The sequence below is a fragment of the Neptuniibacter marinus genome, assembly GCF_001597725.1.
GTDB lineage: Bacteria > Pseudomonadota > Gammaproteobacteria > Pseudomonadales > Balneatricaceae > Neptuniibacter > Neptuniibacter marinus.
Genome location: NZ_LUTR01000033.1, coordinates 1 through 26,086, shown reverse-complemented (window position 1 = coordinate 26,086; position 26,086 = coordinate 1). Strand labels below are relative to the sequence as shown.

Below are 26,086 nucleotides of genomic sequence, written 5' to 3'. Positions count from 1 at the left end.
TCAATGCGAAGCTTTTGATTCTGATAAATTATTCAATTTCAGTGAAAAAAAGCTTGAGCATTAACAGAGTATCTACAAAAGGGTTTGTGGTTTGAATTAGGTTTAGGGTGTATTTCATTCGCCCGGGCACCCGTTCCGGGCAAAAAGGCCGGGCTCCTACAGAAAGGTTTGTGTTTTGATTGGGGTTGGGAGCGTAATTCTTCGCTCTGTCACCCGTTCCGAGTATAAAGGTGAGCCCCTACAGGTTAAATTACATAGAACAGGGAGGTTTTATGGCGAAGATTATTCATCATGGTGCAGTGTCGGGTGTAACAGGCTCCTGCCATCAGCTTTTTATTGATGACGCGTATTCGGTGCTTATCGATTGCGGTATGTTTCAAGGTGCGGAAGCGTCTCAGCTTGAGCAAGGTTCTCTTGCGATTAATTTCCCTCTTAATACTGTTGAAGCGTTGGTTGTGACTCATTGTCATATTGATCATGTGGGGCGCATACCTTATTTGCTGGCCGCAGGGTTTGATAAACCTATTTATGCAACAGAGGCCACTGCTCAGTTATTGCCGTTAGTGATAGAAGATGCAATTAAGGTGGGGATTAGCCGTGATCGAAATCTAATTGATAAAGTGTTGGATCGTCTTCGTATGCTATTAAAGCCGTTTCCTTATGATCAGTGGTTTAAATTAGCAGAGAACTTGGCGGCTAAGTGTCGCTTTCGTATGGCAGGGCATATTTTGGGCTCTGCCTATGTGGAGTTTGAATTAGATCATGAACGGGTCATTTTTTCTGGTGATCTTGGTGCACCGTATTCACCTCTATTGTCGGCACCTAGAGCGCCTTATAAAGCGGATTGTTTAGTCATTGAGAGTACTTATGGTGATAAAAACCATGAGGGTAGGAAAGCTAGGCGTTCTGAGTTGAAGCGGGTTTTAGAGCGATGTTTATCTGATGCGGGGACGGTGTTGATTCCTGCATTTAGTATCGGGCGTACTCAAGAGTTACTCTATGAGATTGAAGAGATTATCCATCAGTCGGGCGCTGATTGGGCGGTCTTAGATGTGATAGTGGATTCGCCGTTAGCGGCGGAGTTTACTGAGCACTATAGGTCGTTGCGGAAGCTTTGGGATAAAGAGGCGCGGCGAAAGGTACAGAATGGACGACATCCTTTGGCGTTTGAGCAGTTGATTACGATTGATAGTCACGGGGATCACCAACGCTTGGTTAATCACCTTAAACAGACGGTCAGGCCAGCTATAGTGATTGCAGCAAGTGGCATGTGTGCGGGTGGGCGTATTGTGAATTACCTTAAAGCGCTGTTGGGCGATAAGAAGACAGATGTTTTGTTTGTAGGCTATCAGGCGCAAGGCACCCCAGGGAGAGATATTCAAACGTATGGATCAAGGGGTGGCTATGTTTACCTTGATGGGGAGAGGATCGATATTCGTGCAGGGGTGCATACTATTAGTGGCTATTCGGCCCATGCGGATCAAAAGGATTTAGTTAATTTTGTAAAAAGGATGCGTCATAAGCCTTCTGAGATAAGGATTATTCATGGGGATGATGAAGCGAAGCAAGCCTTGCGGATTAAGTTAAATGAGATTGTGCCAAATGCCAAAGTGTGGATTCCCCATGGGTAGGGGGTGAGCTCTTACAAGGGCTATATGTAGGAGGCTAGCGTCTGTAGAAATTGTGTTTTTCTGGAGAGTGTAGTCTTGAAAACTACATCGGCATCCTTGCCGACTCTGCATCATCCTAATGTTTAGGTACAGAGGCCCTCGTCCTGAGGGCTAAACATCATCCTTGATGTACTCTGTGGTGCTAGAGTAATTTTATTTTCCATTTGGGTATATAAGAAAAATTCCTAATTTTTAGTCGTGTTTTCAAGTGAGATTTTTAGCTGCTAAGTGGTGGTATTTATTTTTACTAGGAGCTGGCGTTAGTTGTGTTTTGATAAAAAGTATTTACTATTTTCTTTTAATTGATTGCTTGTATCCGAAGTAAAAAACTTACTACCATCCTAGCTTTACTGATGCTCAATAAGGTGTTGTTGTGAATAAATTGATTTGGTCTTTTTTGTTTGTGGTTTCCTGTCATGCATCGGCGGTTGACTATTATATGGTTACTAATGATTATGTGCGTGTTCGTGATAAGCCTAATTTACAAGGGCGTAGTTTGGTTATGCTGAATAAGGGCCATCTTGTTATTAAGCTGGGAGAGGAGGGTGAGTGGAGCAAAATTTATTTCCTTGGACGTGAGGAGGTTAATGGGCGAACGGAAGGCTGGATGAGCAGTCAGTTTTTGGCACCAGAAAACAGTGTTGTAAATAGTACTTTAAAAGAGAAGTTAATCCTTGCGGATAAAGGTGCCGCGTTGAGTTGTGAAAAAGTGATAGGGAATGAGTTTATTCAAGGGTGTGATCTTCAGCTTGAGTACGCTTTAGTGAAAGGGGTTGGATTAAAAAACATTAAAGTTAATTGTAGTGCTGAGTTGGTAGCGAAAACATTGAAGGGGGATTTAATTCCTGTACCTGTAAGTCAGACGTTGGACTATGTTGTTAGCTCGCCAGATGAACGCTTTTCGATGAATATTTTAATGAAGGCGGATCTTTCTTATCAGTTAACAGAAGTTAACTTGGAGGGGCATCGTTGTCGAGTGGTTGAGTCTTTGTAGCACTTAGTTTAGCGCTCCTTTTTATGTATAAATAGGCGTTTCAATAAGGTTTTATTGCTGATTTTTTAAGGCTTTGTGGAGAGTATAGGTAAGGATTAGTGCTATAAGAACGCCAATAGCATTTGCGTAAGCATCTTCTACAGAAAAGTGTCTCAAAGGTCTCCACTCTCCTTGAAGGTATTCTAATAGACCTGCTAACAAAAACCAGCTTCCCCAATAAGCTACCGCTGGGCTGTTATGAAGTGCTAGCCGGCCTAAAAATGAGACACCGCAGAAGGCAGCAAAATGACTGACCTTGTCTGAGTTCTCGAATAAATCATCCGGTGGTGTTGTCCGAAATAGGCCATAGAGTAAGCCTGTTAATGCGCAGAGAAACATAATCCAGATGGCTGTTTTGTATTTGTTTAATAAGGTTGGGTTTGTAATTTCCACGTAGTTGTCAAAAATCCAATACTATTGAGATGTTTTTATTGAGGCTTCATAAAGGCGCGGCTGGTTGAGCCGCGTCTTCATTAAGCTGTTTACCGTCCTACGCCGTAATAGGTAAAACCAAGGCTTTGTAAGATCTCTTTGTCAAAAATATTACGCCCATCAATAATGAGTGGGTGGCGCATTTTGCTTAGCATTTCATCATATTCAGGTGACCAGTATTCGGACCACTCTGTCAGTAAGAGTAGGCCGTCGCTGTTTTGGAGAGCTTGGTAACAGCAATCGACTACTTTTAGTTGTTCGTGGTTATTAAAGTACTGGACGATATTGCTACCCGCTTCTGGATCGTGAACCTGAATTTTGCAGCCTTGGGCTAATAAAGTCTCGATCACTTTTAGGCTGGGTGCATTATCAATACTAGCGGTGCCCGGTTTAAATGACAGACCCCAGATGGTCACAGTTTTATCTTTTAAATTACATTCGTAATGGCGCCAAAGCTTACGGAAAGGCTGCTCTTTCTGTTTCTCGTTTTCTGTGAGTACTGTATCGAGTAGTTTAGAGTTGCGGTTGACTTCCATTAACTCAGAAAGGCCTTCGATATACTGTTGGAAGTGCAGTCCGCCAAAACCACAGCCTGGGTGTAAGTAGTGTGGGCCTATGCGAGGATCGCTTATCATTCCTTCGCGGATGACTTCAATATCAACATCAAGATGATCTGCTAAGTTGGCTAGTTCATTAATGTAACTTAGTCGTAATGCGAGCATCCCTGTATTGGCGAATTTAGTAAATTCGGCCTCTTTAGGGGTCATGAGCATCCATTGCTTTAGTGATTGGCTAAATGGGCGCATAAGGGCTTTTATATTGAGCAAGGCCCAGTCATTACTACAGCCGACTATAATGGTTTCAGGGTTTTTGAAATTGTTAAGAGCTGAGCCTTCAGCGAGCATATCAGGTAGATAGGCAAGCGCTTGATTATAAGGCTCATATAGCAGCTCTTGTAGTTTGTCCGTGCTGCCGACACCAAAGTGGGATTGGTTGATGATTAATAAGTTGCTTGGGTGTTTAGCGGCCAGATCTTTAGCTAATTGAGCAGCGATCTCATATTCATCAGGGTTGAGAGAGATGATATGTGTTGCTGGCGTGAGGCCGTCGGCGGCTGTTACTGATTGTAAACGTCCAGAACAAATAGCTTCATCTATACAATGTTGAAGGCCCGGTTCGTTGCTGATTTTAAAGGCGATCTCGTTTTTGTTGCCTGCTTGGTCTAACCCAGTAACTATTTTTACATGGTTTCCGCTTTCTGCTAAAGCTGCCGCAGAAGTCCATGCTGGCAGCTCATTACCCCATATCGTGATTTTCATATTACTTATTCCTCATCGAGATATGTTGTAAGAGGCCTTGTGTCGATGAATCGAAATCCTCGATTGACGCGTTTGGTGATAAAGCATCCAATAAATTTGTGGCCACTTTTTTTCCTAGCTCTACGCCCCACTGATCAAAAGGGTTTATGTCCCAAATTACTGATTGAACAAACACTTTATGCTCATACATAGCAATGATTTGTCCGAATGTGTGGGGTGTGAGCTCATCAAGTAATAACGTTGTGCAGGGTTGATTGCCTTTGTAGCGTTTGTAAGCAGGTGCATTTTCTGCGCCCTTGATAACTGTATCGCCTAAGGCAAGTATGCGTGATTGTGCTAGGCAGTTGGCAAGATTTAGTTGGTGCTGATGCATTAATTCTGAGTTGTCAGTGTCGTGATAGCGTTTGGCTGCGACAATAAAATCACACATGACTGATTCTGTGCCTTGGTGCAGTAGTTGGTAGAATGCATGTTGTGCATTTGTACCTACTTCTCCCCATAAAATTGGGCAAGTGTTGTAGTTAGTTGTCTTGCCTTTTCGAGTAACTGATTTGCCGTTACTTTCCATCTCTAGCTGCTCTAAATAGGCAGGAAGGTGATTTAGTCGTCCATCATAAGGGAGTATTGCATGGGCATTAATGTTCAAAAAGTTAATGTTCCAAATACCCACCATTGCAATAAGTACAGGGAGGTTTTGTTCTAAAGGTACCTCTCTGAAATGAGTATCCATATTATGGGCACCTGCAAGTACCTCTCTGAACCCTTCCATACCTAGTTTTAATGCAATCGGTAGCCCGATGGTGGACCACATGGAGTAACGGCCTCCTGTCCAGTCCCAAAAGGCAAGCTGGTTTGATTTAGGGATTCCCCAGCTGAGCGCTTTATCGGGGCTAGCAGATACGCCAATAAAGTGTCGAGAGACTAAAACTTCTTCGCTGGCTGTATTGCCTGCTTGTTTAAGCCATTCTTTTGCGGTGTTTGCATTTGCCAATGTATCGATTGTTGTAAATGATTTTGAGGAGATGACAAAGAGTGTTCTGGCTGGATTTAAGTGGCTAAGTAAGTCTGCAAGTTGGCTGCCATCCATAGATGATACAAAGTGAACACTTAGATTTTGGGCTTCTTCTGGCTGATACTCAGCTAGAGCTTTGCAGGCCATTAGAGGGCCTAAATCTGAACCACCAACACCTATATTAACGACAGTGTTTATGGAGTGTCCTGTAAATCCTCGCCATTGACCTGAATGGATTTTGTCAACAATGGCTTCCATTCGTTCGAGGTTTTGGTGAACTTCTTCGATTATTTCGACGCCATCAACCTCTAAGGTTGTGCCTTTAGGTGTGCGCAGGGCCGTATGTAAGGCGGGACGATCTTCTGAATCATTGATGTGATCACCCTTGAAAAGTGATTCGATCCAGTTAGGCAGGTTGCGCTCTTTTGCGAGTTCAATTAATAAATTGAGTGTCTCGCCAGTGATTCGTTGTTTTGAAAGGTCCAGAAGCAGGTTGTCTTGTGTGAAGCCAAATTGAGTAAAACGATCAGGTGATTCACTAAATAAGGCGCTGATATGCGACTGTGACATGTAGTAAGCGTGGGACTGTAGGTCCACCCAAGCTGTCGTCTCTTTTGGTGACATATAGGTTCCTTTTTTATGCTTGGTACTTATTCAAAGCTTTATCTGTCGATTATACCCTACAGGTAAAGTATTCCTGAATAATGCAGCTCACTCTGTATTTGCCAGAAGGAGTGACTATTAATCATTATCCTTTAAAAGTATTGCCTATGGTTTAACGCTGAGTTGAATTAGTACGTTAAAGTGCTAATTCTTTAATAAAGCTTTTTAAACTATCTGCTGTTTCTGCGTTTTGTAGTCCATAGGTTACATTAGCTTGTAGATAACCGGCTTTATTGCCACAGTCATAGGTTTTTCCTTGCATGTGGAAAGCCTGTAGGGTGCCTTCATGTAAGAAGTCAGCCATCGCATCAGTTAGCTGTATCTCACCGCCAGCGCCAGGTTTTGTGTCTTTCAAGATTTCCATGATTCTAGCGGGTAAGATATAGCGACCGTTAATCGTGAGATTTGATGGTGCTTCTGCCCGGGGTGGTTTTTCTACCATCTTGACGATATCAGCTGCTTCCCCTGGTAGCACAGTGACGCCTGAGCAGTCGACGACGCCGTAGCGCTCTACATGCTCCATTGGAACAGGCTCAACCATAATTTGACCATGCTGGCTTTTTTCATAGGCTTTAACCATTGTTTGGAGATCGGTTTTATCCTGTCCATAGCAATTAATAAGCATGTCGGGTAATAGTACAGCAAAGTCGGAATTACCAATAATTGGGGCTGCGCATAGTACGGCATGACCTAGTCCTAGTGCTTTATTTTGTCGCACTGCGGTAATGGAGACGCTTGGGGGGATTATATCGCGAACTGAGGCTAGAATAGCGTCTTTACCTTTTCTTTCTAGTTCAGCTTCTAATTCATAATGGCAGTCAAAGTGATCTTCAATAGATGACTTTCCAGAGCGAGTAACCAATACAATGTCAGTAATGCCAGCTGCAATAGCTTCTTCTATAACGTATTGGATAACGGGCTTATCAACAACTGGCATCATCTCTTTTGGAATTGCTTTGCTGGCAGGTAGAACTCGCGTGCCTAATCCTGCTACGGGTATTACTGCTTTAGTTACTGTAACTGTCATCTTTAAAATCCCTATGTATAAAACTCACTGTAAACAGATAGTAGCATGCTTGTGTTACAGTATTTAAGTCGTAAATAGGGATGGATTCCTAAATAATATTGCGCTTGCGTAAAGGGTATTTATAGAAAAATATTGTGGTAGAATGGATTAAATTATCCTTTGTTGGATAGGAATGGTCGCGCTAATTTGATATTAGGGATGAAAAACTATGGCTTTTATGGAAAAAAACAACCTGTTTAATGCTTCAGTGCTTGTTCCAGCATTCTTTTTTACTGCTGCTGCTAATGCGTTAGAGCCGATGTCATACACTGATGGCCCTTTGCAGGTGATTCCTCAGGTATCTGCTCGTGTAGGGTATGATGACAATATCTTTGCATCTGAATCTAATGAGAAAAGCTCTACTAAAGTGATAGTTAGCCCTTCTGTGCAGTTAAAGGCGGAGCAGGGACTTAATGAATATAGTGTTAATTACGCGATAACACAGGGTACGTACCAAGATAGTAGTGCGGATAACTACACTGATCATCAGCTCAGTGGTCGAGCATTTTTTGATTTTAATATTCGTAACCGCCTTGAGTTGCTCGCGGGTTACCTTGATACCCATGAAGACCGTGGTAGTGGATTAAACCAAGGGCTGAATGCAACAATCAACGATGTACCTATTGAGTACCATGTTAATAGCATGCAAGGCGCTTATGAATTTGGCGGTAAAGACGCCAAAGGGCGTATTAGGTTAGTTGCGGGTATTCAGGACCGTGAATACGATAATTTTCGTACGCAGACAGAAGTTAAAGACCGTCAGACCGTTAATACAAGTGTAACTTTTTATTATCGAGTGATGCCGAAAACGTCTCTTTTGTTTGAGGTGCGCAATAAAGATATCGATTATGATCTTTCGACGGTTTCTCTGGATAGTAGCGAGCTAAAATATCTCTTAGGTGCCACATGGGACGCAACAGCGAAGACATCAGGTACGGTTAAATTTGGCTATGCTGAAAAAGATTTCGATAGTGCTCTTCGTGAAGATGATGATGGCGTTAGCTGGGAATTGTCTATGCGATGGTCGCCTAAAAGCTATTCTGTTTTGGATATATCCACAGATAAAAAAGCTGAAGAGACCGATGGTACGGGTAACTACATTGATATGACAAGCCTAGATCTTCAGTGGACTCATGCATGGACTGATTTATGGCGTTCTCGAGTGTATTACGGTGCGTCTAATAGTGATTATGTTTCCTCTGCTAGAGAGGACGATCTGATCTCTTACGGCCTTGGTGTTGACTATGATGTTCGCCGTTGGCTGAATTTTGGTCTTGATTATGTTTACTCTGAACGTGATTCGAATCAGGCTAATTTGGATTATGAAAGAAATACAATTTTTCTGACAGTTCAAGGCTCCTTGTAGCATGTGAATTATGTAATAAATACATATGAGGTATTTATTACATAAAGGTAATTCTTTGAGTAGTGGATACATGCAATGATTGAACGAAAACTATTGTCGATTTTAAAGATACTAAGCTTGATGTTTTGCTTACTAGGCTCTGCTGTTTCATCGGCTGAGTCTGTAACGGGCCTGTCGGATTATCCTTTAGGATCGGGTGATTTGTTGAGTATTCAGGTTTTTGGTGAAGATGAGCTGAGTGTTGAGCTTCGATTGAGTGATGCAGGTACGATTTCTTATCCATTTTTAGGTGAGCTGAAAGTTAAAGGGCTGACTACTGGCGAGCTTGGCGAAGTTATTCGAGAGCAGCTGTCAGATGGGTATCTTGTGAACCCCAATGTGAATATTACTGTTTTAGAATATCGTCAGTTTTTTATCCATGGGCAGGTAGTAAAGCCTGGCGGTTATCCTTATCAGCCAGGATTGACGCTGCAAAAGGCTGTTGCTTTAGCTGAAGGTTTTACTGAAAGAGCATCTTCAAGCAAGTTCTTTATTGTTCGAGATGGTGCGAGTCAGCGTGAAAGTGAAGCTGCTAATTTGCAAACTACGATTTATCCTGGCGATATTATTAATATCGAAGAAAGTTTCTTTTAATCTTATTATTTCAAATGGATTTGCTGCATGACGAATGATAATCAACCTTTTCAAGTGGAACGTTTGATGAGCGAAGAGGTTATAGATCTTAGGCAGTATTGGCGAACCTTGATGCGCTATAAATGGGGAATCTTCGGTTTTTCTGTAATTATTACGGTCTTGGCTGTATTACTTGTTTTTTCCATGAAGCCAGTTTACCGGGCTACGGCGACCTTGCTGATTGAAAGTCAGCAAGCAAATGTAGTATCCATTGAAGAAGTTTATGGGTTGGATAAAAGTAATAACGAGTATTTGTTAACTCAGTTTGAAATTATTAAGTCGAGGCGTTTGTCGGAAAAGGTGGTTAATAAGCTATCTTTGCAAACGCATCCCGAATTTAATCAAGAGCCTCTATTTACTTTCAATTGGCGTGAGATGTTGCCTTTTGAACTTCCTAATAAAAGTGGTGATGTTGTAGTTTCTGAAGAGGCTGCTAAGCGTGCTGCGTTGAATAAATTTATTAATGGCTTTAGTTCACGTTTGACTATCACGCCGATTCGTAAAACTCAGTTAGTGACGATTACTTTTGAGGCAAGTGACCCTCAATTAGCAGCTCAAGTGGCTAATGCTATAGGTCAGGCTTACATAGAGGGTAACTTAGAAGCGAAGTTGGAAGTTACTATGCAAGCCTCATCTTGGTTGAGCGAGCGCTTGGGTGGGCTTAAGGCTGATGTTAAGGCGGCAGAAAAGAAACTCCAAGAGTTTTTGGATGCTGAAAACTTGGTTGGTGAGAAAGGTGGAACAACGATTGCCAACAAAGAACTTGAGCTTATTTCCTCTAAGCATATTGAGGCTAAGCGCGATCGGTTAAATTTAGAGAGTCGCTATAAGCAAATCCAAGCTGCTAATGGGTCTATAAGGAAATATGAACTGATACCGGGTGTTCTACAGGATAGGACTGTTCAAGAGTTTAAACGCAAGTTATTGGATGTTGAGCTGAAACGCTCGGAGTTGGCAAAACGTTATGGAGCTAAACATCCGAGTATGCAGGCTGTGCAGTCCGAAGTGGATAATGCGCGAAACTCGCTTAATAGTCAGATTCGCAGTGTAATTAATGGGATTAAAAGTGATTATAGCGCTGCCTTGGCGAGTGAGAAATCCCTTGAGGATGCCTTAACTAAAACGCGTGTAGGTTTACAGGATTTAGGACGTAAAGAGTATAAGCGCAAAGAATTAGAAAATGAGGCTGAATCTAAACGAGCGGTCTACGATACTTTTTTGCAGCGCTTTAATGAGACAAACGCAACGGGTGATTTGAACTCGGCTAATGCTCGTGTTATTGATCCCGCTGTTATTCCTGCCCAACCAGCCAAGCCTAAAAAGAAGCTAATTGTTATCGCAGTGTTTGTCGCAAGTTTGATGTTTGGTGTCGTTTTTGCCTTCTTGCTTGAGGCATTAAATAATACTATACAGACCGCAAGAGATGTGGAAAGTAAACTGGCGGCGACCTTGTTGGGTATTTTGCCTTTATTAAAGCAAAATAAAAATAATCCTAATCCGTCTTATAGTGAGTTTTTTGAGAATAATCATTCGTCATTTGCTGAATCTGTTCGAACGATTCGCACGGGAATCGTGCTCTCTGCTTTAGATAACCCCCATAAGGTACTGGCAGTGACATCCACAATGCCAGATGAAGGTAAAACCTCGGTTGCGGTGAATATAGCTTTTGCGCTTGGTCAAATGGAGAAGGTTTTATTGATTGGTGCCGATATGCGTCGTCCAGCGTTTAATAAAGCGTTGGGGATTGATCGGCATGCTATTGGCTTGTCTAATTTTGTGGCGGGTACTGCGAAACTAGAAGAGTGTATACAGCGTTATGAAAAAGGCGGTATTGATGTGTTGCCAGCGGGTACCATCCCTCCAAATCCACTAGAGTTACTCTCCTCTAAACGCTTTGCTAAAGCACTACAGCTGCTTGAAGAAAGATATGATCGCATTGTTATTGATACAGCCCCTTCTCAATCAGTGAGTGATGCTATGGTGATTTCTCCGTTAGTAGGTGGGCTGATCTATGTTGTTAAAGCTGATTCTACGACTTATCAGCAAGCTAAAGCCGGCATTAAACGCCTTAAAGATGTACACGCGCCGTTGATTGGTGTTGTATTGAATCAGGTGAATACTAAAAAAGCATCCAAGTATGATGGGGACGACTACGGTGGCTACTATGATACTTATGGTTATACCGAGGATAGTAAGAATCTTGCATGATTGATCTACATTGCCACTTATTGCCAGGCATTGATGACGGAGCCTCTTCTATGGAAGAGGCTCTTTCGCTTGCGCGTATAGCTGCTGATGATGGGATTACTCATATGGTGGTCACGCCGCATGTCCACCCTGGACGCTATAACAATAATGTACAGTCAATTAGGCCAGTCTTTGAACGATTTCAAACTGCTTTGACTGAAAATGATATAAACCTTAGAGTGAAGGCGGCAGGAGAGGTTCGTTTATCTGTTGAGGTGCTAACGATGTTTGCTGCCGACCAATTGCCCTTTTTGGGTGAGTGGGATGGTAAAAAAGTAATGCTTCTTGAGCTTCCACACAGTCATGTGCCACCGGGAAGCGATAAGTTAGTTAAATGGTTGCTGGATCGTGGTGTATTGCCCATGATCGCGCACCCAGAGCGGAATAAAGGCCTTATGGCTGATATTACGAAATTGACTCCCTTTGTTGAACTCGGCTGTTTGTTTCAGTTAACAGCTATGTCTGTCTCAGGTGGGTTTGGTGCAGAAGCTAAACGATTGTCTGATCAGATGTTGTCAAGTGGTTGGGTGTCCGTTATTGCTTCCGATGGTCATAACTGTGACCGTCGGCCGCCTGCACTTTCTGCTGGGGTTAGTGCCGCGGCTGAAATCATAGGTGATGCTGAGGCTAGACGATTAGTTTGGGGTAACCCAGCAAAAATTATAGGGGCATATTAAATGATTGATGGTTCGGTAAATCAGCCAAATGAAACATCTATCGCATCCCGTTTTATTGGTCGCCCTTTTGTTATGAAGTTGTTTTTATCCTCTCTGATTCTTGTTTGTTTGGTGGGTGTTTATAGTGTTTTTTCCTGGGCTATGGGTGACCTGTATGGTTATAAAGTACGTTATGCACTAGAGCGTTGGCAAGACACGTCAGTATTGCCACAACTGCAAGAGGTTTCTGATGTTTTGGCCGATTCCAATAGAGCGCTAAGTTGGGAGGCCCGTAATCCTGAGTATGTAGAGTTGAAGGGGCGTGTTCTCTATTATCGCGCGCTTGCTTTGGGGTTAGATGATCAGGGGCTTGTAGATATTTCTCGTGCTAAGACTCTTCATCAGCAAGCGTTAGAGTTAAGACCGCGTTGGCCATACAGTTGGGCTAATTTAGTGTTGATGAAGTCTTATTTGAAAGAGTTTGATGAGGAGTACCACCAAGCGTTGATCAATTCCCTTAAATTTGGTCCTTGGGAAAAGTCGGTTCATTTAACCTTATCCCATGCTGCTGCCCTTTCTTGGCGGGCTTTGTCTTTAGAGCAGAAGCGTTTATTTGCGAAAAATATTGAGCGAGGCATAGTCCGTAATATGCCAGAGATTCGCTCTATTTTGTCAGTGTATAATAGAAAATCCTCTATTTGTGCTTATTTGAAGCGTGATCCTATACAAAATAAGCTCTGTTCTGCTTAAGTTTTATGTTGTTTTTCTGGTAGCCTTCCTCTTTCCTTTTTTATTGGCTGTATTCCATGGATTTGATTGAAGCTTTTGTAAAAGTATTCCTGTTGGTTTTTCTGGCGGAGTTTGGGGATAAAAGTCAGCTGGTATGTATGACGTTGTCAGCTCGGTATAGAGCGACTCCAGTTTTAATCGGTAGCGTGTTGGCTTTCTCTGTTTTGAATGTCTTGGCGGCTATTTTTGGGGCTGCTTTAAGTATTTATGTGCCGCAAGAATTAATTTTTTGTGTTGTTGGTATTCTGTTTTTTATCTTTGCTATTCAATTATTTATGGATGATGAAGAGGAGGAAGAAGGCGATATAAAAATAGGTAAACATCTTGTTGGCTCCGTATTTATACTGATTTTTTTAGCTGAACTTGGTGATAAAACACAGCTGGCGATCGCGGGTTTGGCAGCGGTTGAGCAGGCTTGGGTTGTTTGGGTGGCGGGTACCGTAGCTTTAATGCTGACGACGCTGCTTGGGGTGTGGTTTGGTCGTGTGCTGCTTAAAAGGTTGCCTATAGCATTGATACATCGAGGTGCAGGTGTGTTGTTTATGTTGTTTGCAGGGATTGCATTTTTTCAGTTGTATCAGTTAATAAGATAGCGGTGGTTTATATGGTTCAAGGGTTTCTTATTTTGCTGTTTTGTCAGCTTTTGGGTGAGTGCTTAGTAACGCTTTTGAGTGTATCAATCCCAGGGTCAGTTGTAGGTATGATGCTGTTGCTTGTCGGTTTAATTGTGATTAAAAAAGTCCCTGACGGCCTTCGGAGTACAAGTGAAGGGTTGTTGAAGATATTACCTCTTTTGTTGGTGCCTGCTGGTGTTGGATTGATGAGGTATTTTGGTGTGCTATCGGCGTATTGGTATCAGCTTTTGATTATTCTGTTTGTGAGTACGTTGGTTACTATGTTTGTGGTCGCTACTTTGCTTCGACTCATGTCTAAAGAAAAGCATGAGGAAGGGCATTAATGGTGTTGTGGTCTCATTTTCAGACACTGCCGGTGCTTTGGCTGGTGGTTACCTTAGCGGTGTTTTTAGTTGCATCTTGGTTTAATGTTCGGATGGGGAAAACACCATTCCTGCATCCGGTGTTGGTATCCCTGACCATTATTATTCTTGTCCTTTTGGCTACAGAGACTGACTACGATACTTATATGTTAGGTGGGCAGTATATTCATCTATTGTTAGGCCCTGCAGTTGTGGCGCTAGCTATTCCTTTGTATGACAATTTGGCAACAGTAAAGAGGTTGTTGGTTCCGCTGTTGGTGGGTTGTGTATCTGGAGCAATTGTGGCGTCGGTTTCGGCAATAATGCTAGGTATGTGGTTTGGCTTAAATGATCAGTTATTGCTTACACTAGCCCCTAAATCAGTGACATCCCCTATCGCTATCGCAATTGCGGAAAAAGTTGGTGGTTTTCCCTCTCTTGCGGCAGGTTTGGTACTTATTACAGGGGCGATGGGATGTGTCATTGCTCCGGCTGTTTATAAGTTGCTTAAAATTGAAGATGAATCAGTGAAAGGGTTTGTTTTAGGTGTTGGTGCGCATGCCATGGGGACAGCGTTTGCTTTTGAATACGGCATGGTTGCTGGGGCTTTTGGGGGATTGGCGATGGGGATGACGGGTGCTTTCACCGCATTTTTTTTGCCCGTTTTGATTCCAATTATTGGTTTGTAAGTGATTGTTTAGGTGATAAATCGTTTAGGTCGCTTCTCTTTTTAGTGTTTGTTGAGAGAGATGTACTCCTTATGTTGCATTTGCTAAATGATGCATTCCTCGGTAAAGTTCGCGCAAGTTAGAACCCATTCAGATTGGCAGCTAGATATGACTCCATTAGAACGATATAAACTTGACCTTAAGCGTGATGATTTCTCGTATGATCCTGCACAGGAGCTTGCCGTAGAAAACCTGCAGCGCTTGTATGATGATCTGTTGGCGACGAAAGAAACTCCTAAAGTTGGTTTGATGGGGCGTTTGAAGGGTAAGTTTTCTAAGCCTGAGGTTGAAGAGCCTATAAAGGGGCTTTATTTTTGGGGTGGTGTCGGTCGAGGTAAGACTTATCTTATGGATACGTTTTACGATAGTTTGCCGTTTGAAGAGAAAATGCGTACGCATTTTCACCGCTTTATGCAGCGAGTTCATAAAGAGCTTAAACAGTTAGATGGTACTGCGAACCCGCTGGTGGTCATTGGTAAAAAATATGCAAAAGAAGCGCGTATTATCTGTTTTGATGAGTTTTTTGTTACAGATATTACAGATGCCATGATTTTAAGTAGCTTGCTTCAGGAGCTGTTTAATAATGGTGTAGCTTTGGTTGCGACCTCTAATATAGTGCCGGATGGCTTATATAAAGACGGTTTGCAGCGTGCGCGCTTTTTGCCAGCGATTGATATGTTAAATCGCTTTACCGATGTTATTAACGTTGATGGTGGTGTGGATTACCGTCTACGTGCCTTGGAGCAGGCGGAACTTTATCACAGTCCTTTGGATGAAAAAGCTGATGAAAGTCTAAATCGAAGCTTTGAGAGTATAGTGCCTGACCTTGATGAGGTTGTTGAGGGCGAAGTCATTGAAATTAACGGCCGTGAAATGAAAGCCCGTCGTTGTTGTGAAGATGTGATTTGGTTTGATTTTCCAGATATTTGCGAGGGACCTCGCTCACAAAATGACTATATAGAGCTGGCTAAGTTATTCCATGCGGTAATGGTGGGTAATGTGCCACAGTTGGGTCGAACTAATGATGATGCGGCTCGTCGGTTTATTAATATGGTCGATGAGTTTTATGATAGCGGTGTTAAATTAATTTTGAGTGCGGAAAAGCCTATTCATGAGATCTATTCTGAGGGGCGGCTAGAGTTTGAGATTCAACGTACTCAAAGTCGCCTATTAGAGATGCAGTCTCATGAATATTTAGCACGTGCTCATAGGGCTACGGCTTAGTTTTTGATTTTACAGATTTGGTTACACAGAAGCACCTTCGGGTGCTTTTTTGTGTAGGAGGCCAGCCCTCTGGCCGAAGGGTGGGTTTGAATTGGAACGTAATTCATTCGCTCTGGCACCCGTTCCGGGCATAAAGAGTGAGCCCTTACACCGTTAGTTGGAGGCTGAAGAGAGATTGTTGGGTTTTCAGGGCTGGTTCTAAGTTTATTGTAGATTTACCTTGCGATAGGCTTGGTCCATCTTTATAATGCGCGCTCCCAAGTTTAGGTGTTGCTTGAATTTTGGGCAAAAGAGAGTTGCCTAACTGTAGGTTAGGCAACAAATAATTATAAGTCAGGTCGGTATTCTCTAACGATGTTTTGTTAGAAATACGAGGCTTGAGTAAAGTTGAAAGGCTATACAGATGAAAACATTCGTCGCTAAGCCAGCCGAAGTAAAACGCGACTGGTACGTTGTTGACGCAGAAGGTAAAACTCTGGGTCGTCTGGCTACTGAAATTGCACGTCGTTTACGTGGCAAGCATAAGCCAGTTTACACTCCGCATGCTGATACTGGTGACTACATTGTAGTTATTAACGCTGAAAAAGTAGGCGTTACTGGTAACAAGCGTAAAGATAAAATGTACTACCATCACACTGGTTTTCCAGGTGGTTTGAAAGAAGCATCTTTCGATAAAATGGTAGAAACTTTCCCTGAGCGTACTATTGAGCTTGCTGTTAAAGGCATGCTACCAAAAGGCCCATTGGGTCGCGCTATGTACACTAAGCTGAAAGTATATGCTGGTGCAGAACATCCGCATCAGGCTCAGCAGCCTAAAGAACTGAACATCTAAGGGGAAGGAAGATTATGTCTACTACACAGTATTACGGTACAGGTCGTCGTAAAACGTCTACTGCACGTGTTTTCCTACGTCCAGGTACAGGTGTTATCACTATTAATAATCGCACTATCGAAGATTACTTCGGTCGTGAAACTGCTCGTATGATCGTGCGTCAGCCTCTAGAATTGACTGGCAACACTGAATCTTTCGATGCTGTTGTTACCGTTAAAGGCGGTGGTGGTTTTGGTCAAGCTGGTGCAATTCGTCACGGTATTACTCGTGCGTTGTTAGCTTTTGATGAAACCCTACGTCCGGCACTTCGTGAAGCGGGTTATGTTACTCGTGATGCGCGTATGGTTGAACGTAAGAAAGTTGGTCTACGTAAAGCACGTAAGAAACCACAGTTCTCAAAACGTTAATTCGATTTCTCTGCGGAGTTTTTCGAATTCAGAAAAAGCGCCTCTCTCATTTTTGGGATGGGCGTTTTTTTTGCGCTGCACCAAGTCAATACTTTGGCCTAATCTAGAGCGAAAAGCAGTAATTCACCTTGTAAAAATGGGGTGTTTTCATTACTATTTGGGCCATTTTACAGATACATGTTTCCGTAGTTTTATAATTCTTAGCGGCCAGGGCGTTTCTACACCTGTAGATATGCAAAATAAGGTCGATTGAGGGGAGATAGTCTTAATGAGCAATGATGGCGTGAATAAGGGTCGGCGCCGTCTCCTGATCGGTGCTACATCCGCAGTTGGTGCGGTTGGTGCTGTAGGAGCCGCTGTCCCATTCGTAGCTTCCTGGAATCCAAGTGCTAAAGCTCGAACTGCTGGTGCGCCTGTTAAGGTGGACATAAGCAAACTTGAGTTTGGACAGCAGATGGTTGCCAAGTGGCGTGGTAAGCCTGTGTGGATCGTTCGTCGCAACGAGGAGGCATTGGCAAATTTAGCAAAGTTGGATAACTTACAGGATCCAAATTCTGAAGCTCCGCAGCAGCCTGCTTATGTGCCAACGACACCCGCGCGTGCTATCCGTGAGGATATTGCAGTGCTGGTTGGTATTTGTACGCACTTGGGTTGTTCACCGACATACCGTCCAGAAATTGCGCCTGCTGATTTAGGGGCTGATTGGGTTGGTGGTTATTACTGCCCATGTCATGGTTCTCGCTTTGACCTATCTGGTCGTGTAATGAATGGCTCCCCGGCGCCTACTAACCTTGTGATCCCACCTCATCACTATGAAAGTGATAATGTGATCATTGTTGGTGTAGATCAGGAGAACGCATAATGGCTGGTTCACGTAATAAAGGTAACCCAGGTATCATGGGTTGGATTGACGATCGTTTCCCTGCGACAGCGATGTGGGAAGATCATCTTTCAAAATACTACGCACCAAAGAATTTTAACTTTTGGTATTTCTTTGGTTCTTTGGCGCTACTGGTGCTTGTTAACCAGTTATTGACAGGCATTTGGTTGACTATGTCATATAACCCTTCTGCGGAAGGTGCGTTTGCGTCCATCGAATACATCATGCGTGATGTGGAATATGGTTGGCTGCTGCGTTATATGCATTCTACTGGTGCTTCTGCATTCTTTGTTGTTGTGTATCTGCATATGCTTCGCGGCATGATGTATGGTTCTTACCGCAAGCCTCGCGAGTTGGTTTGGTTGTTTGGTATGACTATCTATCTTGCATTAATGGCTGAAGCGTTCATGGGCTATCTATTGCCATGGGGTCAGATGTCATATTGGGGTGCACAGGTAATTGTATCGCTTTTCCAAGCTGTACCTTTTATAGGTCCTGATCTTGCTGAGTGGATCCGTGGTGATTACCTGATTTCAGGTATTACTCTGAACCGTTTCTTCTCATTGCATGTTGTTGCTTTACCTATCGTTCTTCTTGCCCTTGTTGTATTGCATATTATTGCGTTGCATGAAGTGGGTTCTAATAACCCAGATGGTATTGAGATTAAAGAAAAGAAAGATGAGAACGGTGTGCCATTAGATGGTATTCCATTCCACCCTTATTACTCTGTAAAAGATATTGTGGGTGTGGTTGTGTTCTTGTTTGTTTTCTGTGCGGTTGTCTTCTTCTTCCCAGAAGGTGGCGGTTACCTGATCGAAGCGCCAAACTTTGAGCCAGCTAACCCGCTGAAAACACCACCGCATATTGCGCCTGTATGGTACTTCACGCCATTTTATGCAATGTTGCGTGCTATTCCGCCTCTATTTGGATCTCAGTTCCCTGGGGTTGTGGTGATGGGTGGTGCTATAGCTATTCTGTTTGTTCTTCCATGGCTTGATCGTAGCCCGGTTAAATCTATTCGTTACAAAGGCATGCCTAGTAAGATTATGTTAGTAATCTTCTGCATTAGCTTTGTGATTTTGGGTTATCTTGGTGTTGTAGCTTCTACTCCGGGACGCACCATTGTTGCTCAGGTATGTACAGCGCTTTACTTCGCGTACTTCTTCCTGATGCCGTTCTACACCAAAATGGAAAGTACTAAACCGGTTCCAGAAAGGGTTACAGGCTAATGAAAAAGTTTCTAATCACATTAGTAATGGCGGTGCTGCCTCTTACAGCTAATGCCGCTGGTGGTTCTGGTCACCTGGACCACATGGATGTTGATCTGCATAATCAAGCGTCATTGCAGCGCGGCATGAAAACATTTGTTAACTACTGCATGGGTTGTCACTCTGCTGAATATCAGCGTTATGAGCGCGCTGCTATTGATTTGGGTATGAATCCAGAAGTGGTTGCTGAGCATCTGATCTTTGGTGATCTGAAGGTTGGCGAGCAAATGAAGATATCAATGTCTAAAGAAGACGCTGGTAAGTGGTTTGGTAATCCTCCACCGGATTTGACGCTTGAAGCGCGTTTACGTGGTGGTGATTGGTTATACACTTATCTGCGTAGTTTTTATGCTGATGATTCGCGTCCATGGGGCGTAAATAATGCAGTGTTTAAAGATGTAGGTATGCCGAATGTGTTAGGCTCTCTACAGGGTATTGTTAAGGCAAACTGTTCTTGGGATGAGATGAATGCCCATGGTTTGGCAGGTCATGGTATTGACCCTCTAACTAATACGCCTTTGAATAGTTGTGCAAGTGTTGTTGACGGTACCGGTGAGTTGTCTCCTCAAGAATTTGATAAGGTTGTTTATGATCTTGTGAATTTCATGGTGTATATGGGTGAGCCTTCTAAATTGGATTCTCATCGCATTGGTACCTACGTATTAATCTTCTTGTTCTTGTTCTTCTTCTTAGCATATGCGTTGAAGAAAGAGTTCTGGAGAGATATACACTAATAGCGTTGTGGTATAATCACATCGTTTCATGCGCGGCTCCATTTTGGGGCCGCGTGTCTGTTTCTGAAAAGGGGAATAGTTAATGGGTGTCGTGGCAAAACGTTCTTCCATGTCGTTCTACTCTAATGGTGAAAACCAGTATAGTCATCGTGTTCGTATTGTTTTGGCTGAAAAGGGTGTGGCTGTAGAGATTCATGATTGTGATGAAGATAATCTTCCAGAAGATTTAACTTCGATGAATCCTTACAATAGCTTGCCAACATTGTTGGATCGCGATTTGGTTTTGTATGAGCCAAACGTAATGATGGAATATTTAGATGAGCGTTTCCCTCATCCACCTCTGTTGCCTGTATATCCGGTAGCTCGTGCTGAAAGCCGTCTTTATATGTACCGCATTCAGCGTGATTGGTGTGATCTTGCAGATCAAATTATTGAAGCATCTTTAGCTGATGATGAAGAGACTGCAGAATCTGTTCGTAAAGAGTTGCGTGATAGTTTAGTAACAACATCACCAATTTTTGATGATAAGCCTTTCTTTATGAGCGAAGATTTTACGTTGGTTGATTGCTGCCTTGCTCCGCTATTGTGGCGCTTACCTCTATTGGGAATCGATATTCCTGAAGATCAGTGTAAGCCATTAGTGAAGTATATGGAGCGTTTGTTTGAGCGTGAATCGTTTCAGGTTAGCTTATCTGAAGCTGAGCGCGAAATGCGCGACTAGCCTTTACGCTTAGTCTATAAAAAGGGATGATGTTTCATCCCTTTTTTTATGTCTGTTTAACTGATTGTGAGTATTGAAAATGAAACCAAGTCGTCCTTATATATTGAAAGCGTTGTACGATTGGCTGCTAGATAGTGATTTGACGCCCCATCTTTTAGTTGATGCGACTCAAGAGAATGTTACTGTTCCGACGCAGTTTGTAGAAGAGGGTCAGATTGTGATGAATATTACTCCTTCTGCCGTGCGTGATTTTTATATGGATGAGGAGGCTATTTCTTTTAATGCACGATTTTCAGGGCAGCCGATGGATGTTTATATTCCAGTACGGGCTGTATTAGCTATTTATGCTCGTGAAAATGGTCAGGGTATGGGATTTGGTGGTGAGCCTGGGGTCGAGGTTTATATGCAGGATCAGGTAGCTGATAGAAAGCAGCCGGAGAGAAGTGAGGTTGAAGCTGATAAAGAGAAGCCGAAGCGTCCTAGTTTAAAAGTAGTCAAATAATTTTTGAAAAAAAGCGCCGCAAACAAATGGCTGCGGCGCATGTCTATCTCTTAACGGTTAACGTATTCGAATACTTTTACGATTTTTTCCACGCCTGGAATACTGCGTACAATGCTAATTGCGGTATCGGCTTCTTGCTGGCCGACAAGTCCCATTAGGTAAACTGTACTGCTATCGGTGACTACTTTTATACGAGAGCCTTCAATATTTTCATTTGTTAATAACTCCGCTTTGACTTTGGTTGTTAGCCAGGTATCGTTTGTTCTTGCTAGTGCAGATGAAATGCCTGAGAGTTTAATCTCATTGTGGATTTTTCTTACTTTGCGTACTTGGCTGACAATCTGCTCGGCTTCGCTGCGCGCGGCTTCACTCGGTGCTTGGCCTGTGAGAAGTACTACGCCATTGTAGCTGGTTACACTGATATTGGTGGCTTTCATCTGCTCTGAACCTTTGGCTAGATTGACCATTGAGAGCGTTTCAATCACTTCGTCATCAAGGTAAGAGCCAACGGTTCGGTGCCCCGGATCTTCTTGGATCGGTTCTTCGCGGGCAACACTTATAACGTCAGAACAACCGCTAATAATTACTGATAGGCTGAGGCCTGTAATTAGTACAAGAGTTTTGCTATTAATCATCACTCGTCACTTCCAAATAGTTGATAGTCAATTAAGTCACATAGTGCATGTAAAACTAGCAATTGTGCATGATGAACTAAAGCACTGTCATCGCTAGGTACACAGATTTCAATCTCTTCTGGGCTTAATAGTGCGGTAATGTCACCGCCATCAGCACCGTTTAATACAATAACGGTCATATCACGGTCATGTGCAGCCTGAATGGCTTGAACTAGATTGCTCGATCGTCCATGGGGAGTAACGAGTAATAGTATATCGCCAGGTTGCCCTAGAGCATGAATCTGTTTCGCTTGCGCATCCATGAAGCTGGTATCTTCGCAGATAGCACTGAGTGTCGATCCGTCAGAATTTAGGTTGATCGCGGGCAACCCAGGCCTTTCATGTCTAAAGCGGTTCATCAGCAACGTCGTGAAATGCTGCCCTAATGATGATGAAGCTCCATTTGCACAGCAGAGAATCTTATTCTCACTGACAAGGCAGTGAAGTAAAAGTTCACCAGCATGGGCTATTAACGGAGTATATTGTTCAATGGTAATCGCATTGATTTCCATTGAATTGTGAAACTGGCTGACAATGCGGTCTTCGAGTTCCATGCTGTCCTTAATTATGCCTTAAATTCTAAATGCATCTTTATACCACAGAGGGTGGGAAGGTGCTGCATCATATTCAAAAGCGATCACATCAAAACGACACTCTTTATTAGCTAGCCTTGGTTGTTGGCTTAAATAAAGTTGTGCTGCTTTGACTATCTTTGCTTGTTTGGTTGGAGTAACCGAAGCGGCGGCCCCTCCATACTTTTTTGTGTTTCTGTAGCGAACTTCGATAAAAACGATGGTTTGACCATCTTGCATTATTAGATCAATCTCGCCAAATCGGCAGCTGAAATTGCGACTAAGCAGTTTTAGTCTTTGAGTCTGTAAAAATTTTTCAGCCTGTTTTTCGGCGTCCTTGCCGGTTTTATTTCTATCCATAGAGTCTGTTACTCAATAATTGATGGAGTGCCTTCCCTATATTCTGCCCATACAAGGTTACGTTTAATGATGCCGTCGTGGCTAATGCTTAACTTGCCGGTTTCGCCTTCGATCTCTGTACCGGGAAGGGCGCTTAGCTGTTGAAGGTAGGGGAATATGCGATAAGCATCGAGACCTAGTGCGTATAATCGTCCAAAACGGGTATTTGTATCAGCGCGCTCTTGTGCAATGAGTACTTTATTCTGCGAGGGAGGGTTGAGGCTCCAAGGAATATCTAAGAATTTAATTTTATTTAGATCTTGATCTTGTATTGGGTCGCTATTGCCGCTGTAAATATGTGATGTTGCATAAATCGGCAGATCTCCAGCGAAATGGAATGCAAGTATAGGCGTTAGCTGGCGCGCATCATTAGGTAGTGCGGTTAATATGATTGCATCTATATCCTGTCTGCGGTGCTCTTCAAATTCTATTTTTCGAGTGTAGATCGCTTGCCTGACTTTTTTATAGCGTGCGGTACTTTTATCTGTGCTAAGAAAGGAGGCAATGTTGGCGGAGAAGTCGCTCGTTTCTCCAAAAGCTTTCATGCTGACTACTTTGCCGCCGAGAGCAGTGAAATATTCTGTGAATGATGTTGCTATGCGTTCGCCCCAAACTTGGTTTGGAATGAGAATAGCAGCGGTTCTTATGCCGTCATTCCATGCGGCTTCAGCGATTTGTTGTGCTTCATCATCGGTTGAAAGGCCAAATTGGTAAAGCCCTTCTCTGCTTATATTGTCGGTATGGTTGAGTGCTAGGATAGGTGTGTTGATATGTGTATCGCTAGCCATGTCGTTGACATACTCTTTAGATAGAGGGCCAATAACTAGATCAACCTCTTCCTGTTCTAATATTGCAGAGAGCTGAATCGGCGTGTTGATTTTTTCAGAATCAAGAAACAGTAATTCAGGTGACGGGGTGTTGGGTTGCTGTTGGCGGAAGTGGGCCATCAGAATGCCTTCTTTTATTGCTGCGGCGGGTTTAGCTAATTTTCCTTCGAGCGGCAATAAAATGGCAATTTTTCTAGCGCTTAGTGTTTGTGTGCTTAATCCACTCAATGAGCTGGGTGGTAAGCGTTTAGCAGGATGACCTTCCCAGAGTGTTGACCAATTGTTGATGGCTTGATATTGAGTGTCGAGCTGTTTGTTGTTTGATAGTTCGTTAATCAGTTCTAGCCAGCCTTGTTCGTAATAGCTATTGCTACCGCTTCTTAATAAAGAGGAGCGTGTAGTGTCGTCAAGCTGTATAAGGCGATTCCAGATTTCGTCATGTATCTGTTGTTTTTCTTCATCATTGTCGAGTAGAAGGCTTAACTTTATAAGTGACTGCGCTTCTGAAAATAAAGCACTTTGTTGATTAAATGCTTGTGCTTCTAAATGTAAAAATTGAATCTCTTGCTCTTTCGGAAGGCCTGTTTGGCTAAGCGCTTTAAGTTGAGTTAAGTTGTCTAATGCTTTTTCAGGCTGGTTTTCTTCAATGGCTGCTTCGGTTTTGAGTTTTGCAATATCAAAACGCATAGTGGGAGGTAGTAGACTGATATCAATATCATTCAGCACCTGAAATGCATTTTCTTTTTGGTTGATAGAAAGCAGTATTTTGGCGGCTTCTGCACGTAGTTCAGCAGCTTTGATCGGTTTTGCTTTCTGTGCCTTTTCGAGAAGTTCTGTTGCGCTATTTCTGCTCTGCTCAGTTGCACTGATCGGTGGTTTTGAAGGTGATTGTACCGAACAGCCCGAAATAATCGTTCCAAGGAGTATAGCTAAAAGAGGCAGGCGCCACTGAAATTTCATATACTTCACAACCCAAGTTTGAGGATGGTATCTGTAATGTTAGAACCGGCACTGTATGTTGTAGCAACACCGATTGGAAATTTGCAGGATATGACTCCTCGCGCAATTGAAGTATTGCAGCAGGTTGAGTTGATTGCTGCGGAGGACACGCGTCATAGTGCCCGTTTAATGGCGCATTGTGGAATCGATACCCGCCTTGTTTCCGTTCATGAGCATAACGAACGCCAGCGAATTGAGACGATTGTACACCAGTTGCAATCTGGTGCCAGTGTTGCGCTTATTTCTGATGCTGGAACGCCATTAATTTCTGACCCTGGGTATGTGGTTGTTAAGGGGGTAAGGGAAGCTGGATTTAGAGTGGTGCCTATACCGGGCTGCGTTGCTTTTATTACAGCGTTGTCGGCTGCTGGTTTGCCGACGGATCGTTTTGCTTTCGAAGGTTTTTTGCCGCATAAATCGAGTGGTCGTAAACAGCAATTGAAAGGCTTGGTGGGTGAATCGAGAACATTAATTTTTTATGAATCTCCTCATCGTATATTGGCTTCATTGAAAGATATGCAGGAGGTGTTTGGGGTTGAGCGAGTTGTGGCGGTTGCCAGGGAGCTTACAAAAACTTATGAAACCATTCATGTGGATCAACTATCGTCATTAATTGCATGGATGGAGGCCGATACAAATCAGCAGCGAGGGGAGTTTGTTGTGCTCGTGCATGGGGTTGAAACTAAAGGCGAAGTCTTGCTGGATGCTAAAGCCTTAGAGGTGCTAGATATTCTTTTGGCAGAGTTACCTGCGAGTCAGGCGGCGTCTTTGGCGGCTAAAATTACAGGTCTAAAGAAAAAGGTGCTTTATCAAGCAGCTTTAAGTCGTTAAGCATCGCTAAAGCTGAATCTCTCTGTTAGAATCCGCGCCGAGGAGTTTGCCAGGCAGTCGCTGTCCTTGTAAAAGGATGGAGGAAAGTCCGGGCTCCAAAGGGTAGAGTGCCAGATAACGTCTGGGCGGCGCGAGTCGACGGAAAGTGCAGCAGAAAATATACCGCCTAAGTATACTTCGGTATAACGGTAAGGTTGAAATGGTGCGGTAAGAGCGCACCGCGTGGGTGGCAACATTCCATGGCATGGTAAACCCCACTCGGAGCAAGACCAAATAGGGTTCCTATAGGCGTGACCCGCGCTGGAACCGGGTAGGTTGCTTGAGGTGCGTAGTGATGCGTATCCCAGATGAATGACTGTCCACGACAGAACCCGGCTTACCGGCAAACTCCTCAATTTTTTTGTAAATAGTTATATCGTTTGTTTGGAGCCTGCGGCATAGCAGTTGGATGCGCATCCCAATAAATGACTGTCCACGACGACTCTTCAGAACAGCTCAGGGCTTACCGGTAAACTCCTCAATTTTTTTGTAAACAGTTATATCGTTTGTCTGGAGCCTGCAGCATAGTTGTAGGATACGTATCCCAG

At 43.2% G+C, this 26,086-nt stretch carries 27 protein-coding genes and 1 other RNA gene; 20 read left to right on the top strand and 8 right to left on the bottom strand.

Going from position 1 to position 26,086, the window contains the following annotated elements:
* Nucleotides 1-272 precede the first annotated feature (272 nt).
* Together A3774_RS15375 and A3774_RS15370 are read left to right on the top strand one after the other, a co-directional pair.
* Nucleotides 273-1,631, top strand: a complete 1,359-nt coding sequence (locus tag A3774_RS15375; RefSeq protein ID WP_067869682.1) for an MBL fold metallo-hydrolase RNA specificity domain-containing protein — start codon at nucleotides 273-275, stop codon at nucleotides 1,629-1,631.
* A gap of 412 nt (nucleotides 1,632-2,043) precedes the next feature.
* A complete protein-coding gene (locus A3774_RS15370) occupies nucleotides 2,044-2,664 on the top strand; it encodes an SH3 domain-containing protein (protein ID WP_067869679.1) in 621 nt (206 codons plus the stop codon).
* A 51-nt stretch (nucleotides 2,665-2,715) separates the two neighbouring features.
* Here the strand turns inward: A3774_RS15370 and A3774_RS15365 are convergent, their stop codons facing one another.
* The 4 genes from A3774_RS15365 to galU all read right to left on the bottom strand — a co-directional run bounded on the left by A3774_RS15365 (nucleotide 2,716) and on the right by galU (nucleotide 7,156).
* Nucleotides 2,716-3,096, bottom strand: coding sequence for a VanZ family protein (locus tag A3774_RS15365; RefSeq protein WP_067869676.1), 381 nt, complete (start codon nucleotides 3,094-3,096; stop codon nucleotides 2,716-2,718).
* An 89-nt stretch (nucleotides 3,097-3,185) separates the two neighbouring features.
* A complete protein-coding gene (locus A3774_RS15360; protein WP_067869673.1) occupies nucleotides 3,186-4,454 on the bottom strand; it encodes a nucleotide sugar dehydrogenase in 1,269 nt (422 codons plus the stop codon).
* Between the two features lies 1 nt (nucleotide 4,455).
* Nucleotides 4,456-6,090 (bottom strand): glucose-6-phosphate isomerase, encoded by a 1,635-nt coding sequence (gene pgi / locus A3774_RS15355; protein ID WP_067869670.1) that lies wholly within the window; start codon nucleotides 6,088-6,090, stop codon nucleotides 4,456-4,458.
* Between the two features lie 175 nt (nucleotides 6,091-6,265).
* On the bottom strand, nucleotides 6,266-7,156 hold the full coding sequence (galU, locus tag A3774_RS15350; RefSeq protein WP_067869667.1) for a UTP--glucose-1-phosphate uridylyltransferase GalU: 891 nt from the start codon (nucleotides 7,154-7,156) through the stop codon (nucleotides 6,266-6,268).
* A gap of 208 nt (nucleotides 7,157-7,364) precedes the next feature.
* On the opposite strand from galU, the gene A3774_RS15345 reads away from it, so the two are divergent.
* The 16 genes from A3774_RS15345 (at nucleotide 7,365) to A3774_RS15270 (ending at nucleotide 21,197) form a co-directional block, all read left to right on the top strand.
* A complete protein-coding gene (locus A3774_RS15345) occupies nucleotides 7,365-8,561 on the top strand; it encodes an outer membrane beta-barrel protein (protein WP_067869665.1) in 1,197 nt (398 codons plus the stop codon).
* 75 nt (nucleotides 8,562-8,636) lie between these two features.
* Nucleotides 8,637-9,194: a polysaccharide biosynthesis/export family protein gene (locus A3774_RS15340; protein ID WP_067869661.1), complete on the top strand. Its 558-nt coding sequence runs from the start codon at nucleotides 8,637-8,639 to the stop codon at nucleotides 9,192-9,194.
* A gap of 27 nt (nucleotides 9,195-9,221) precedes the next feature.
* Nucleotides 9,222-11,441 (top strand): GumC family protein, encoded by a 2,220-nt coding sequence (locus A3774_RS15335; RefSeq protein WP_067869658.1) that lies wholly within the window; start codon nucleotides 9,222-9,224, stop codon nucleotides 11,439-11,441.
* A complete protein-coding gene (locus tag A3774_RS15330) occupies nucleotides 11,438-12,157 on the top strand; it encodes a tyrosine-protein phosphatase (protein ID WP_067869656.1) in 720 nt (239 codons plus the stop codon). Before A3774_RS15335 ends, A3774_RS15330 begins: the two co-directional genes overlap by 4 nt.
* Nucleotides 12,158-12,886 carry a hypothetical protein gene (locus tag A3774_RS15325; RefSeq protein ID WP_067869653.1) on the top strand — a complete coding sequence of 243 codons (729 nt, stop codon included), beginning with the start codon at nucleotides 12,158-12,160 and terminating at the stop codon, nucleotides 12,884-12,886.
* A 56-nt stretch (nucleotides 12,887-12,942) separates the two neighbouring features.
* Nucleotides 12,943-13,518, top strand: a complete 576-nt coding sequence (locus tag A3774_RS15320; RefSeq protein ID WP_067869650.1) for a TMEM165/GDT1 family protein — start codon at nucleotides 12,943-12,945, stop codon at nucleotides 13,516-13,518.
* 11 nt (nucleotides 13,519-13,529) lie between these two features.
* A complete protein-coding gene (locus tag A3774_RS15315) occupies nucleotides 13,530-13,883 on the top strand; it encodes a CidA/LrgA family protein (RefSeq protein ID WP_067869646.1) in 354 nt (117 codons plus the stop codon).
* Complete coding sequence (locus A3774_RS15310; protein ID WP_067869644.1) at nucleotides 13,883-14,590, top strand: LrgB family protein; 708 nt, start codon at nucleotides 13,883-13,885, stop codon at nucleotides 14,588-14,590. Before A3774_RS15315 ends, A3774_RS15310 begins: the two co-directional genes overlap by 1 nt.
* Nucleotides 14,591-14,737: 147 nt before the next feature.
* Nucleotides 14,738-15,853 carry a cell division protein ZapE gene (gene zapE, locus A3774_RS15305; protein ID WP_067869685.1) on the top strand — a complete coding sequence of 372 codons (1,116 nt, stop codon included), beginning with the start codon at nucleotides 14,738-14,740 and terminating at the stop codon, nucleotides 15,851-15,853.
* A gap of 403 nt (nucleotides 15,854-16,256) precedes the next feature.
* Complete coding sequence (rplM, locus tag A3774_RS15300) at nucleotides 16,257-16,685, top strand: 50S ribosomal protein L13 (RefSeq protein ID WP_067869641.1); 429 nt, start codon at nucleotides 16,257-16,259, stop codon at nucleotides 16,683-16,685.
* Between the two features lie 14 nt (nucleotides 16,686-16,699).
* Nucleotides 16,700-17,092: a 30S ribosomal protein S9 gene (gene rpsI / locus A3774_RS15295; RefSeq protein WP_067869639.1), complete on the top strand. Its 393-nt coding sequence runs from the start codon at nucleotides 16,700-16,702 to the stop codon at nucleotides 17,090-17,092.
* Nucleotides 17,093-17,360: 268 nt separating this feature from the next.
* A complete protein-coding gene (gene petA / locus A3774_RS15290; RefSeq protein WP_067869636.1) occupies nucleotides 17,361-17,954 on the top strand; it encodes a ubiquinol-cytochrome c reductase iron-sulfur subunit in 594 nt (197 codons plus the stop codon).
* The gene (locus A3774_RS15285; RefSeq protein WP_067869632.1) at nucleotides 17,954-19,201 is read left to right on the top strand and encodes a cytochrome b; all 1,248 of its coding nucleotides are present in this window, start codon (nucleotides 17,954-17,956) and stop codon (nucleotides 19,199-19,201) included. Before petA ends, A3774_RS15285 begins: the two co-directional genes overlap by 1 nt.
* Nucleotides 19,201-19,974, top strand: coding sequence for a cytochrome c1 (locus tag A3774_RS15280; RefSeq protein WP_067869629.1), 774 nt, complete (start codon nucleotides 19,201-19,203; stop codon nucleotides 19,972-19,974). The genes A3774_RS15285 and A3774_RS15280 overlap by 1 nt, the downstream gene beginning before the upstream one ends.
* Nucleotides 19,975-20,056: 82 nt before the next feature.
* Complete coding sequence (locus A3774_RS15275) at nucleotides 20,057-20,695, top strand: glutathione S-transferase N-terminal domain-containing protein (protein WP_067869626.1); 639 nt, start codon at nucleotides 20,057-20,059, stop codon at nucleotides 20,693-20,695.
* Between the two features lie 79 nt (nucleotides 20,696-20,774).
* Nucleotides 20,775-21,197 carry a ClpXP protease specificity-enhancing factor gene (locus A3774_RS15270; RefSeq protein WP_067869623.1) on the top strand — a complete coding sequence of 141 codons (423 nt, stop codon included), beginning with the start codon at nucleotides 20,775-20,777 and terminating at the stop codon, nucleotides 21,195-21,197.
* A gap of 50 nt (nucleotides 21,198-21,247) precedes the next feature.
* Here A3774_RS15270 and A3774_RS15265 read toward each other — a convergent pair whose 3' ends face one another.
* The 4 genes from A3774_RS15265 to A3774_RS15250 are packed head-to-tail and all read right to left on the bottom strand — an operon-like array spanning nucleotide 21,248 to nucleotide 24,629.
* Complete coding sequence (locus A3774_RS15265) at nucleotides 21,248-21,832, bottom strand: BON domain-containing protein (RefSeq protein WP_067869620.1); 585 nt, start codon at nucleotides 21,830-21,832, stop codon at nucleotides 21,248-21,250.
* Nucleotides 21,832-22,425, bottom strand: coding sequence for an SIS domain-containing protein (locus tag A3774_RS15260; protein WP_067869618.1), 594 nt, complete (start codon nucleotides 22,423-22,425; stop codon nucleotides 21,832-21,834). Before A3774_RS15260 ends, A3774_RS15265 begins: the two co-directional genes overlap by 1 nt.
* 18 nt (nucleotides 22,426-22,443) lie before the next feature.
* Nucleotides 22,444-22,803, bottom strand: a complete 360-nt coding sequence (locus tag A3774_RS15255) for a YraN family protein (protein ID WP_067869615.1) — start codon at nucleotides 22,801-22,803, stop codon at nucleotides 22,444-22,446.
* A gap of 8 nt (nucleotides 22,804-22,811) precedes the next feature.
* A complete protein-coding gene (locus A3774_RS15250) occupies nucleotides 22,812-24,629 on the bottom strand; it encodes a penicillin-binding protein activator (RefSeq protein WP_067869612.1) in 1,818 nt (605 codons plus the stop codon).
* Nucleotides 24,630-24,665: 36 nt separating this feature from the next.
* Between A3774_RS15250 and rsmI the strand changes: the two genes are divergently transcribed.
* A complete protein-coding gene (rsmI, locus tag A3774_RS15245) occupies nucleotides 24,666-25,499 on the top strand; it encodes a 16S rRNA (cytidine(1402)-2'-O)-methyltransferase (RefSeq protein ID WP_067869609.1) in 834 nt (277 codons plus the stop codon).
* Nucleotides 25,500-25,540: 41 nt separating this feature from the next.
* An RNA gene (gene rnpB, locus A3774_RS15240) (RNase P RNA component class A) lies at nucleotides 25,541-25,894 on the top strand.
* The last annotated feature ends 192 nt before the right edge of the window (nucleotides 25,895-26,086 follow it).